Source organism: Bacillus andreraoultii, assembly GCF_001244735.1.
Taxonomy (GTDB): Bacteria; Bacillota; Bacilli; order Bacillales; family Caldibacillaceae; genus Caldifermentibacillus; species Caldifermentibacillus andreraoultii.
Map to the genome: position 1 here is coordinate 2,188,429 of NZ_LN868937.1, position 12,337 is coordinate 2,200,765.

At 34.6% G+C, this 12,337-nt stretch carries 11 protein-coding genes; all 11 read right to left on the minus strand.

Going from position 1 to position 12,337, the window contains the following annotated elements; all coding sequences use genetic code 11:
- Nucleotides 1-561: 561 nt before the first annotated feature.
- Complete coding sequence (gene dapA / locus BN2144_RS15665; protein WP_033829173.1) at nucleotides 562-1,440, minus strand: 4-hydroxy-tetrahydrodipicolinate synthase; 879 nt, start codon at nucleotides 1,438-1,440, stop codon at nucleotides 562-564.
- A 5-nt stretch (nucleotides 1,441-1,445) separates the two neighbouring features.
- On the minus strand, nucleotides 1,446-2,726 hold the full coding sequence (gene dapG, locus BN2144_RS15670) for an aspartate kinase (protein ID WP_033829174.1): 1,281 nt from the start codon (nucleotides 2,724-2,726) through the stop codon (nucleotides 1,446-1,448).
- A 61-nt stretch (nucleotides 2,727-2,787) separates the two neighbouring features.
- Nucleotides 2,788-3,840 (minus strand): aspartate-semialdehyde dehydrogenase, encoded by a 1,053-nt coding sequence (gene asd, locus BN2144_RS15675; protein ID WP_033829175.1) that lies wholly within the window; start codon nucleotides 3,838-3,840, stop codon nucleotides 2,788-2,790.
- A gap of 235 nt (nucleotides 3,841-4,075) precedes the next feature.
- The gene (gene dpaB / locus BN2144_RS15680) at nucleotides 4,076-4,669 is read right to left on the minus strand and encodes a dipicolinate synthase subunit B (RefSeq protein ID WP_033829176.1); all 594 of its coding nucleotides are present in this window, start codon (nucleotides 4,667-4,669) and stop codon (nucleotides 4,076-4,078) included.
- Nucleotides 4,670-5,569 (minus strand): dipicolinic acid synthetase subunit A, encoded by a 900-nt coding sequence (gene dpaA, locus BN2144_RS15685; protein WP_033829177.1) that lies wholly within the window; start codon nucleotides 5,567-5,569, stop codon nucleotides 4,670-4,672.
- A 302-nt stretch (nucleotides 5,570-5,871) separates the two neighbouring features.
- Nucleotides 5,872-6,126 carry a YlmC/YmxH family sporulation protein gene (locus BN2144_RS15690; protein WP_230199758.1) on the minus strand — a complete coding sequence of 85 codons (255 nt, stop codon included), beginning with the start codon at nucleotides 6,124-6,126 and terminating at the stop codon, nucleotides 5,872-5,874.
- Between the two features lie 94 nt (nucleotides 6,127-6,220).
- Nucleotides 6,221-7,450, minus strand: coding sequence for a M16 family metallopeptidase (locus BN2144_RS15695; RefSeq protein ID WP_033829179.1), 1,230 nt, complete (start codon nucleotides 7,448-7,450; stop codon nucleotides 6,221-6,223).
- 87 nt (nucleotides 7,451-7,537) lie between these two features.
- On the minus strand, nucleotides 7,538-8,524 hold the full coding sequence (locus tag BN2144_RS15700; RefSeq protein ID WP_033829180.1) for a polysaccharide deacetylase family protein: 987 nt from the start codon (nucleotides 8,522-8,524) through the stop codon (nucleotides 7,538-7,540).
- Between the two features lie 185 nt (nucleotides 8,525-8,709).
- On the minus strand, nucleotides 8,710-10,815 hold the full coding sequence (gene pnp / locus BN2144_RS15705; RefSeq protein WP_033829181.1) for a polyribonucleotide nucleotidyltransferase: 2,106 nt from the start codon (nucleotides 10,813-10,815) through the stop codon (nucleotides 8,710-8,712).
- A 144-nt stretch (nucleotides 10,816-10,959) separates the two neighbouring features.
- On the minus strand, nucleotides 10,960-11,229 hold the full coding sequence (gene rpsO, locus BN2144_RS15710; RefSeq protein WP_033829182.1) for a 30S ribosomal protein S15: 270 nt from the start codon (nucleotides 11,227-11,229) through the stop codon (nucleotides 10,960-10,962).
- Nucleotides 11,230-11,383: 154 nt separating this feature from the next.
- Nucleotides 11,384-12,328, minus strand: coding sequence for a riboflavin biosynthesis protein RibF (gene ribF / locus BN2144_RS15715; protein WP_033829183.1), 945 nt, complete (start codon nucleotides 12,326-12,328; stop codon nucleotides 11,384-11,386).
- Between the last annotated feature and the right edge of the window lie 9 nt (nucleotides 12,329-12,337).

Genomic DNA, 12,337 nt, shown 5'->3' on the forward strand with positions numbered 1-12,337 from the left:
AAACATTACGTTTTTTTGACAATTATATTTATCTAAAAATTATTAACATGAAAATTTTTCCTATCTCGTGTTTATAAATGAATGATAATCTCAACTCATTTTAACATAGTTTTCCAAACCAACATATATTATTAATCGTTTTATAATAACTAAATGGCAAAATATATTAAATAATTGTACATCAAAACCATCGTAAAATCGAATTTTTTTGTAATTAACAATAGGGTTATTTGATAAGATGAAAATTGAAAATAAGGATGTCTGAAAGTTCCTCTATGTTTATAAAGAAAGCTAAAGGGGTTAGAATCTTGGTGGAATATTCATCGAGAAAAACTTTTTTCAGCTTTGATGTATGCTGCCGAAATCTTTCTTAGTGCATAATTGTATAGGAAGGAAAAATAGAGAAAACTCAGGGGCGCTAAAGCCTTCAAGCAACCAAAGAGCCTTAATTACGCTTATGCGTATAGGTAATTCTAGTAGTAAAAAACTGTCTCAAAAAGCATGAATATCTGACAAAATAAACCTGTAGTTATTCATACCTTAAGAGACAGCTTACGTTAATTAATTGTCGATTTGTTTTAGTAATTGGATTAAATTTATACGTTCTGCTTCTGTTAATGGAACGAGTGGTAATCGTACCGAACCAACATTTAGTCCTTTTAACTGTAACGCAGTTTTTACCGGAACAGGGCTTGGTGCGGCAAATAATCCCTTCATAATCGGTAATAGTTTTTGATGTAATCTAGTCGCTTCTTTCGTGTTTCCTAAGAAGAAAGCTTCAATCATTTTTTGCATTTCATTCCCAATAATATGACTCGAAACGGATACGACACCAAAACCACCAATTGCTAACACAGGCAGTGCAAGACTATCATCTCCACTATATAGCACAAAATCATCAGGTGTATTCGCAATGATTTCTGCCATTTGTACAAGGTTACCACTAGCTTCTTTTACTGCTACAATATTTGATATTTCACTAAGTCGTATAATTGTCTGTGGTTCAATATTAACAACTGAACGACCAGGTATATTGTATAACATTATTGGTAATTTCGTACTTTCTGCAACAACTTTAAAATGTTGATATAATCCTTCTTGATTCGGTTTATTATAGTACGGAGCAACGAGTAATATACCATCAACACCAGCTTGTTCAGCTTTTTCCGTTAGTTCAATTGTTTCTTTCGTATTATAATTTCCAGTACCCGCAATTACCGGTACCCGCTTATTAACTACTTTTACAACATGTTTAAAAAGGGCGATTTTTTCTTCACTTGTTAAAGTTGGCGATTCACCAGTCGTTCCTGATATAACTAAGGAATCACTGCCGTTATTTATTAAATATTCAACCAACTGTGTTGTTTTAATAAAGTCAATATTTCCTTTCGCATCGAATGGTGTGACCATCGCTGTAGAAACACGGCCAAATATGCTCATTTTCTTCACTCCTTTATTTTGTTTGTAAATGAGCTTTTTTCATCAATTGCCTCTACTTCTATTTCTTCACTTTCTAAATGAAAAGCATCATGAAGTGCGTTTACTGCCTTTTTTAAATCTTGTTGTTTTACTAATACCCATATTGTTGTGTAACTATCTGCTGATTGAAGGATTCGAATACCTTTACTTGACAAAGCAGTAACGATTTTAGAGGCTACACCAGGTACTCCTGTAATTCCTGCCCCGACGACAGATACTTTTGCGCAATTTTTTTCTAATATCGGTTCATATCCTAATGATTCAAGTGTTGTTCTAGCCTTTTCAGCGACATGGTCGTTTACTGTATAAACAACATCACTAGGTGAGATATTTATAAAATCAACAGATATTTGCTCATTTGCCATTGCTTTAAATACTTCAACTTGTAGATTATATTGGTCTTTTTTTGCGAACACTTTAATTTGTGTAACATTTGGTACATGGGCAATCCCTGTTACCAATCTTTCCTTAATATCCGTTCCCTTTGATCGATTTATTTTCGAAAGTTTTGTTACTAAGGTACCTTTCGCATCGGAGTAAGTTGAACGAATACGTATTGGCACGTCCGCTTGCATAGCGATTTCAACCGCTCTAGGATGAATTACTTTTGCCCCTTGATACGCTAGGTTACTAACTTCATTGTAGGTAACGATTGGCAATGGTCTTGCTTTATCTGTCAATTTCGGGTCAGCTGTCATTACTCCTTCAACATCTGTAAAAATATCAATCCACTCCGCTTGAAGTGCAGCACCGAGAGCAGCTGCTGATGTATCACTTCCACCACGTCCAATAGTTGTCGTATCCCCATTAAGTGCTTCTCCTTGAAATCCAGCAACAACGACGACATCATACGTTTCTAATTCCTTTAAAATTCTTTTCGTATCCATTTCTAAAATTTTTGCGTTCGTAAAGTCATTGTTTGTCCGAAAACCCGCTTGAGCTCCAGTTAATGAAGTAGCCTGAATGCCTTGTTTAAGTAATAATTCTGTAAAAACAACTGAGGAAATGATTTCCCCACAGGACATGATAATATCTTGCTCTCGTTTCGTCACACTCGTGTTATCCCCACCAATAAGAGAGAGTAATGTATCCGTTGCATATGGATCCCCCATCCTCCCCATTGCAGATACAACGACAACTGCTTTATATCCTTCTTCTATGGAATTTCTTATATGTTTTAACGCTTGCATACGGTTGTCCTCGGTTCGAACCGAGGTACCGCCAAATTTTTGAACGATAATCTTCATTTGTCACCCCAACCAGAATGTATGTTTTGCAAAGGTATTTTTACTAAATATATAATCATTTTTATTTTTTAGTAAGAAGTTCAAGCCGAATTAAACTTTCAGCGATTTGTACAGAATTCCACGCAGCTCCTTTTAATAGATTATCCGACACAACCCACATATGGAAACCATTTGTCTCATCTAAATCTTTACGAATTCGTCCAACAAATACATCTCTTTTCCCAGCAGCTGTAATTGCCATAGGGTAGAGTTGTTCATTTGCATTATCTTCTAATATAATTCCTGGAGCTTTCGATAAAATATTTTTTATTTCATTCGGGCTAATATTGTCAGCACCTGTCTCAAAATATACGGACTCGGAATGTCCTCTTTCAACAGGAATTCTTACACAAGTTGCTGCAATTTTTAATTCAGGCATATGCATAATTTTTTTCGTTTCATTAATCATTTTCATTTCTTCAAAAGTAAAGCCATTATCTTGAAAAAGATCAATTTGTGGTATTGCATTAAACGCAATTTGATAATGTCTTTTATCACCTTTAACCGGTAAAATATTTGCTTCAATCTCTTTATTATCTAATACATCCCTTGACTGATTATATAATTCTTGGACGGCTTGGCTACCTGCACCACTTACTGCTTGATAAGTAGAAACGATGACTTTATTTAAGCCGAATGTTTGTCGTATTGGTTCAAGCGCAACAACCATTTGAATTGTTGAGCAGTTCGGATTTGCAATAATCCCTTGGTGATTTTTCAGATCTTCTTCATTTACTTCTGGTACAATAAGTGGAACATTAGGATCCATTCGGAAGGCGCTCGTATTATCTACTACAACTGCACCTCTTTTTACAGCTTCAGGTGCTAATTGTTTCGATATACTTCCCCCTGCAGAAAATAAAGCGATATCTACCCCTTCAAAACTTTCGGGTTTCGCCTCTTGAACTGTTATAGGTTCACCTTTAAATAAAATTGTTTTTCCTGCAGAACGTGATGAAGATAGAAGTGATAATTTAGAAATAGGAAAATGTCTATCTATTAAAGTTTGGACAATTTGTTCCCCAACTGCACCTGTTGCACCAACCACTGCTACATGAAAACCATTATTCGCCATTCACTATTACCCCTTCCAATATATACCTGTCGGATTATTTTTTTTTCGTTAAAAAAGGGGAATCGAATAGAGGTATTCGACATCCCACTTCTCGAAAAAACATATTTTATTAATTTATCCTTTATTTTACCATACTCTAGAAAAATATGAACATGATTTTTGAATAAATTGTATAAAAGAAAGACTTGTATATTAGCAAGTTCCTCTATATAAGGCTCTTATTCATAATTTTACTTTATTTTTTATATCGCTCGATTAAAACTGGCTGTAATTGTTTATGTTCAAGTGCAGCCTCAACGGTTTCTAAAAGCAAAGTCATATCAGCAACCATAGATTTCGGCTTTTTAAATGGATCATCTTGACCGAATGGTACAAAATACACATCTTTCGCTGCCATAAGCCGCATTAGATTGACACCGTTTAGCCCTAAAGCATCATTCGTTGATATCCCTAGAACAACAGGTCGATGATTTCTCATCGTCGCTTTTGCTGCCATTAATACTGGCGAATCCGTTAATGCATTCGCCATTTTACTCATAGAGTTTCCAGTCATAGGGGCAATAACCATACAGTCAAGAGGGTAATCAGGGCCAAGTGGTTCGGCATCAACGATATTATCAATTACTTTCTTTCCTGTTGCTTTTTCAATTTTTTCAATCCATTCATCACCAGAGCCAAATCTAGTCGTCGTATTTGCAACAGTCCAAGTAACGATTGGAACTACCTCTGCACCGTTTTCTACTAATTTTACAATTTCCGGAAACACTTGATCATAAGTACAGTGAGAAGCAGTTAATCCAAAACCGATTCTTTTCCCTTTTACATTCATTTAATTATTCCCCTTTCGTATTAATAAATCTTCAACCATTAATTCCGTAAGAACATTTGCTAATATTTGACCAGCTGTCTTTGGTGCAACAATACCGGGTAAACTGGGGGTCAATATTGCTTTAATCCCACGTTTTTCTGCATAACGGAAATCAGTTCCGCCAGGTTTAGAAGCAATATCAATAATGAGCGTATGATAAGGCATTTTAGAAATTACCTCCGCTGTTACAACTAAGTGTGGGATCGTATTAATAATGATATCTGCATCTTTTATATTTTTTTCAAGTTCTTCAAGATAAAATGAGTCCAACCCCATTTCTTCAATTCGCGCAATATGTTCTGCCTTTCTCGCTCCTACTTTTACTTTTGCACCTAAGGAACTAAACACTCTAGATATTGTCAATCCATTTCGTCCTAATCCAAGTACAACTGTTTTTGAACCATGGATTGTATAATCTGTGTTTTGAATGACAAGCATTAAGATTCCTTCAACAGTTGGAATGGAATTGTATATGGCAACATCATTTCGATCAAATAATAAAACTAACTTTCGATTTGCATTCGTAGTGATTTTAGTTAAATATTCGTTTGTTATCCCAGAATAAACTGTACAGTGTAGTGGGGTTTCGGTTAATATTTTTTCAGTTAATATAATCTGTTCATTAGAAAATATTGTATCAACTTCCCCATCTGTACTTGTACCTGCAACAGGTAAAATTATTGCATCTATCTCTTTAAAATTTATCTCAGTAATTTTTTCTTTTACTGCACCAGTAAAAGAATGGTCTAATTGTTCGTAGCCGATTAATGATATTTTCGCACCTAGCTCACTTAATTTACGGATGACCTCGATTTGTCTAGCGTCACCACCTATTACAGCTATTTGTAATCCTTTTAACATGAAGTACTTTCACCTTCTTTGTCATAAATTCCATTAAGCTATGACATTCAATTCTTTTTCATCATATGAATTGGTCTAGTTATGTGTGAATTGTATAAGGAAAGAATTGCGGAATAATATCGTGGAGTATATATATGGAAGTAATTTAATAAAGAACACTAAAGGACGGTCGAGCCTTTAGGAAACATGAGAGACTAGAATTCGCTGAAAAACTTTTTTCGGCTGCGATGCAATGCTGCTTACACCTTCCTATATGCTTAAAAAAGCAGTCGAACACGAACTCGACTGCTTTTTAAGAAACATTAATCTTCATATTCTTCTTCAGGAAAATCAATAATAATCATATCTGTTCCGATCTTTTTTATATATTTCCACGGAACTCGTATTTCACCTTGAGTTTTCCGAAACTGAAACCATTTTCCCGTCGGAATAATTAAAGCAACAATTTGACCCGTTTGTTCATTAATCTCTAAATCAGTTTGTCCAAGTACACCTAATCTTTCTGCTTTCTTTACATCAACAATTTCTTTACCTCCTAGTTCACTTAAGCGTAGCAACATCCTCACCCTTTCCTGTCCTTCTTTTTATAATGTATTACCCGTACTTAAAATTTAGAAGAGATGGACAGGCACTAGGTATTGAATTTGTCAATTAGTTTGGTAACTTTCCATCTGGACTGATTAGAGCTATTGAGCATTCTTCTAGAAAAATCTCATGTAACATTTCATTCACTTTATCTTTTTCCACTGCATCAATTAAGTCGATAATCTCATCAAGTGTTTGATGCTTTTGTAAGAGTAGTTCGTTTTTTCCATTTCTACTCATTCTACTGTTCGTACCTTCAAGTCCAAGCATCAAATTACCCTTCAATTGTTCTTTACTATTTACTAGCTCTTTATCAGTAATTCCTTCCTTAACTAAAGTTGAAACAGTTTCTAATATTGTTTCATATAAAACATGTAATTGTTTAGCAGCTGTTCCACCATAAATGGCAATGTAGCCACTATCCTCATAAGAAGTATGATATGAGTATACAGAGTATGCTAGCCCCCTTTTTTCACGTACTTCTTGAAAAAGACGACTACTCATACTTCCACCAAGAATATTGTTTGCGATAATTAACGAGTAAATATCTTTATGTCCAACTGGTAAACCAGTATATCCTAGACATAAGTGTGCTTGCTCTGTATCTTTCTTTCGGGTAATTTTATGCTCATGAAAAGATGGACTATTAATACGAACTTCTTCTTTTCCACCTTCATATTTTCCAAAATGTTGTTCTACTTCTTTTATAAAATCTTCCTGAATATTTCCTGCAATTGAAATAACAACATTTTCTGGCGTATACGTATTATGCATATATTTTCTTAATGTATCACCAGTAAATGTATTGAGGGTTTCTTCTGTTCCTAAAATTGGATAACCAAGCGGATGGTTTTCGTATATAGCCTTACTTAATAAGTCGTGAACAATATCATCTGGCGTATCTTCATACATTTTTATTTCTTCTAAAACGACACCTTTTTCTTTAACGATTTCATCTTCATCAAAAATCGAATTAAAAAACATATCGGCTAATGCATCCAACGCATCTTTCGAATGTGTATCGAGTACTTTCGCGTAGTAACAAGTATACTCTTTTGAAGTGAACGCATTAACTTGTCCACCGATTCGATCAAATGTTTCAGCAATATCTTGAGCTGTTTTTGTTTTTGTACCTTTAAAAAACATATGTTCTAAGAAGTGAGATATCCCATTTAATTCTGGAGTTTCATGTCTTGAACCCGTTTTTACCCAAATTCCAATTGCAACCGATCGTACGGTTGATATTTCTTCCAGTATTATACGAACGCCATTTGGACATGTATATTTTTTTATCAAGTAGTGTTCCTCCAATTCTGTCTTTTCCTATACATTATAATGCGCAGTAATTATTAGATTAAACAATTTTTGTCATAAAAACCTTCTTTAATTCCCTTTTTCTTGCTCTTTGCGATTTACTATTCTCTTTTCGTCCAATAAATTGGATACAGTGCTTACTTTATATCCTCTATTAGTCAATTCACTTAATAATTTATCTAGAGAATTATCTGTAGCTCGTGTCGGATGGGCCAATATTATTGCACCATTATGTATTTGCTTTAAAACCCTTTGTAATAATGTAGTGACAGTCGGATTTTTCCAATCAATCGTATCAACTGTCCACATGATTGTTTGCATATCCATTTCTGCGGCAATCTGTACAACTTCTTCACGAAAACTACCACTTGGTGGTGCAAAAAGATTAGGTGATTTTCCTATTGTTGCATGAATGATTTCATTTGTTGATGATAATTCCTTCTTTATATTTTCTGAACTTGTATTTTTCATGTCTGGATGGCTATATGAGTGGTTACCAATCTCATGACCACCATCATGAATCATTTTTACCAAATCAGGATTTTCCTTTGCCCAACGTCCTTCAATAAAGAAGGTTGCATGAATATTATATTTTTTTAAAGTGGCTAATATCGAAGACAAATATTCATTTCCCCAAGCAACATTAATCGTCAACGCTACCATAGGTTTATCAGGATGACCACGATAAATAGGTGCAGGTGGAAGGTCTTTCAAGTGAACTCTTGGAGATATTTGTTTAAAGATGAGTTTATTTTCATCAAATACGCCATCCTTTTTCATTTTATCATAGGAGGCATCTATATCAACTTTAATACCATTATATCCTGGCATTTTCTTCCAAACCTTATCTATCTTTGCATCCTGTGCATCTATTTCATACTCATTAGACTTTTCTTCTATTTCCATTAGCAGATTGTCTTTCATAGCGGCTACTGGAACTGCATCAGAACGTAATTTTTCAACATATGCATCAGATAATGGATTTTTTACAATTAAAACAGCAAATAAACCAATCATGAATAATGTCGATATCTTTTGATAAGTAAACTTTCCCATACTTTATCCCCCCTATCCAATCGTATGAGTGGATTGGACAAGGTAGAACGGAAATCATGATATAAATTGATATACAAAGAAATGAAAAATGGACCTACTCTATTTGAGAAAGTCCAGTTTATCTGTATATTCAAAGCAAGATATTATTGACAAATCAATTTTTTTTGCTTTGAATATGTTTAATTTTACTGATTTTCTTTTTGCTCTTTTAAGACTGCTTTACGCGATAAGTTAACTCTTCCTTGTTTATCAATTTCAGTTACTTTTACGAGGATTTCATCGCCAACTTTCACAACATCCTCAACTTTACCTACACGTTCTTCGGCAAGCTCTGAGATATGAACTAATCCATCTTTACCATTAAATATTTCGACAAATGCTCCGAATTTTTCAATCCGTTTTACCTTACCAAGATAAATTTGTCCTACTTCTACTTCTCGAACGAGATTTTCAATGATTTTTTGTGCCTTTTCATTCATTTCTTGATCAGCTGAAGAAATGTACACAGTACCATCTTGTTCAATATCAATTTTTACACCAGTTTCTTCGATGATTTTCTTTACTTGTTTACCGCTTGGTCCTATAACATCACCGATTTTTTCAGGATTGATATGCATAGAAACTATTTTTGGTGCAAATTTTGATAAATCATTTCGAGGTTCACTTATCGTTGAAAGCATATGCTCTAAAATTTGCATACGGCCTTTTTTTGCTTGATATAAAGCTTCTTCAAGAATTTCACGTGAGAGACCGTCAATTTTTATGTCCATTTGAAGCGCAGTGACCCCGTTAGCAGTTCCCGCCACTTTAAAATCCATGTCTCCTAGATGGTCTTCCATCCCTTGAATATCCGTAAGAATTGTATAATGGTCTCCGGATTTAACAAGGCCCATAGCAATTCCAGCAACTGGTGCTTTTATTGGTACACCAGCATCCATTAAAGCCAATGTTGAACCACAAATACTTGCTTGAGAAGATGAACCGTTTGACTCTAATACTTCGGAAACAAGTCGAATTGTATATGGAAATTCTTTTTCAGATGGTATAACAGGTTCTAGTGCTCTTTCACCTAACGCACCATGTCCAATTTCTCGACGACCTGGTGCACCCATTCGTCCTGTTTCTCCAACGGAAAATGGTGGGAAATTATAGTGATGCATAAATCTTTTTGATTCTTCAAGACCAAGTCCATCCAATACTTGCACATCACCTAAGGCACCTAAAGTACAGACACTTAAAGCTTGTGTTTGACCACGAGTAAATAATCCTGACCCGTGTGCTCGAGGTAACAAGCCAATAGCGGATGATAGAGGTCTAATTTCATCAATTTTACGACCATCTGGACGAATCTTGTCAACAGTAATTAATCGTCTAACCTCTTCTTTAACGAGCTTGTCCAAAACAGCCTTAACTTGTTTTAATGTAACTTCATCGGCCTCATCATTTTCATATTTAGCTAAAACCTCATTTTTAACTCCTTCAATTGCATCTTCCCTTGCATGCTTCTCTGGAACTTGTATAGCTTCAATTAGTTCTTTTTCACAAAGTTCCCGTACTTCAGATTCTATATTTGAATCGATTTCAGCTAAGACGACTTCCATCTTTTCTTTTCCGATCGCTGCAACAATTTGTTCTTGGAATTCAATTAATCGTTTAATTTCTTCATGTCCGAACATAATAGCTTCTAACATAACTTCTTCTGGAACTTCATCAGCACCAGCTTCAACCATATTAATTGCATCTTTCGTTCCTGCAACAGTTAAATGGATATCGCTATTTTCTGATTGTTCAACTGTCGGATTAATTACAAATTGACCATCGATACGTCCGACAATAACCCCAGCAATAGGTCCTTGAAACGGAATATCAGATGCGGATAGAGCGATGGATGATCCAACCATTGCTGCTAATTCTGTAGAACAATCTTGGTCAACACTCATAACCATACTTACTACTTGTACCTCATTTCGAAAACCATCAGGAAAAAGTGGACGAATCGGACGATCAATTAACCGACTAGATAGAGTCGCATGTTCACTCGGTCTACCCTCTCTTTTAATAAATCCACCAGGTATTTTTCCAGCTGCATATAAACGTTCCTCATAATTGACTGTTAATGGGAAAAAATCAACAGCTTTTGGTTCTTTAGACGCCGTTGCTGTACATAGAACAGCACTTTCTCCGTAACGCACTAGGCAAGATCCATTTGCTTGTTTAGCCAATTGGCCAATTTCAATTGTTAACGGTCTACCTGCCCACTCGAAGGAGAATGTATGTTTTTCATTTTCCATAAATGAACTCCTTTCATTTTTTTAAATCTTGTTATGTATTATTAGCAAGAAGAAACTGAGTCATAAACGACACTTTTTGGAACAATCATGATTAAAAAACAAGTAAATGCTAATAAAAAAGCGGGAAAAATCCCCCGCTTTTTCTTATCGACGTAAACCTAATTTAGTAATTAACTCACGATAGCGTTGTACATCTTTATTACGTAAGTATGCTAAAAGATTACGACGTTTACCAACCATTTTCATTAGTCCACGACGTGAATGGTGGTCTTTCTTATGTGTTTTTAAGTGCTCATTCAACATATTAATCTTTTCAGTTAAAATAGCGATTTGCACTTCTGGTGAACCCGTATCATTTTCATGAGTTTTGAATTCAGCAATAAGTTCGTTTTTTCGTTCTTGTGTTAATGCCATTTATTACACCTCCAAATTTATTAATCCCCTTTACTGAGCAAGCGTCGGAGAGTCGACATGCCAAGAAAAGGTTCATTTCATACGGTATTTAGAATACTACTTTTTCTAATAAAATGCAAGTACTCATACTAATTATCGACGACTATTTTTTATTTTATTCATTTTCAAAGTAATTGATTGCTTCTTGCTTATCCATGCCAATTTGGTCGATTAAATCTGATATTTGAGTAAATTTAAGTTCGTTTCTTAAGTATTTTCGCCATTCTAAAACAATTGGTTTACCATATATATCTTTATTAAAATTAAGTAAATGTACTTCAATAAACCGTAAATTTTCTTCATTATTGAAAGTTGGGTTGTATCCTATACTAGCGACTCCATTTTCCCAACGACCGTCCACTAAAAGACGTACAATATAAACACCGTTTTTAGGAAGAATATAGCGGTCATCGACTTTAAGATTTGCTGTTGGAAATCCAAGTTTCTTTCCTCGTTTTTGGCCATGAATGACAAAACCATTAACCATATAATAACGTCCTAAATACTCTTTTACATCTTGAACCTTTCCTTCTCCAATTAAAGCACGGATGAGCGTAGAACTAATTTTTTCTTCATTTTTTGCCACTTTATTTATTGTTTGATGTGTAAATCTTCCATTACTATACTGGTCCATCTGGTCCATTGTGCCTTTACCAAATTTACCAAATGTATAATCAAAACCCGCTACAAGATGCTTTACATTTAACTTTATAATGTATGATTCGATAAACTCTTCAGGAGAAAGGCTAGATAGCTCTTTTGTAAATGGAACAATAAATAAATAATCAAAGCCTAAATTCTCAATTAGTTTCACCTTATCTTCTAACAAAGTAATATATTTAACTTCATTAGGATTATTTCCAAGAACTGCTTTAGGAGAAGGATCAAAAGTCATGACAGCACTTTTATAACTTTGTTCTTTCGCCTTCAATCGTGCTTGTTCCATCACTTTCTGATGCCCAATATGAACTCCATCAAAATAACCAATCGCAAGCGAAAGTGGTGTTGTTAATTCTATATTTTTTAACTTGTTTGTTGTTTCTAGACGAATTACTTCCACTGAAAAACT

What these genes read in the sequence shown, in the direction of transcription:
- dapA (WP_033829173.1), bottom strand. Translation starts at nt 1,440, where the DNA reads ATGAGCATATTTGGCCGTGTTTCTACAGCGATGGTCACACCATTCGAT.
- dapG (WP_033829174.1), bottom strand. Translation starts at nt 2,726, where the DNA reads ATGAAGATTATCGTTCAAAAATTTGGCGGTACCTCGGTTCGAACCGAG.
- asd (WP_033829175.1), bottom strand. Translation starts at nt 3,840, where the DNA reads ATGGCGAATAATGGTTTTCATGTAGCAGTGGTTGGTGCAACAGGTGCA.
- dpaB (WP_033829176.1), bottom strand. Translation starts at nt 4,669, where the DNA reads ATGAATGTAAAAGGGAAAAGAATCGGTTTTGGATTAACTGCTTCTCAC.
- dpaA (WP_033829177.1), bottom strand. Translation starts at nt 5,569, where the DNA reads ATGTTAAAAGGATTACAAATAGCTGTAATAGGTGGTGACGCTAGACAA.
- BN2144_RS15700 (WP_033829180.1), bottom strand. Translation starts at nt 8,524, where the DNA reads ATGGGAAAGTTTACTTATCAAAAGATATCGACATTATTCATGATTGGT.
- pnp (WP_033829181.1), bottom strand. Translation starts at nt 10,815, where the DNA reads ATGGAAAATGAAAAACATACATTCTCCTTCGAGTGGGCAGGTAGACCG.
- rpsO (WP_033829182.1), bottom strand. Translation starts at nt 11,229, where the DNA reads ATGGCATTAACACAAGAACGAAAAAACGAACTTATTGCTGAATTCAAA.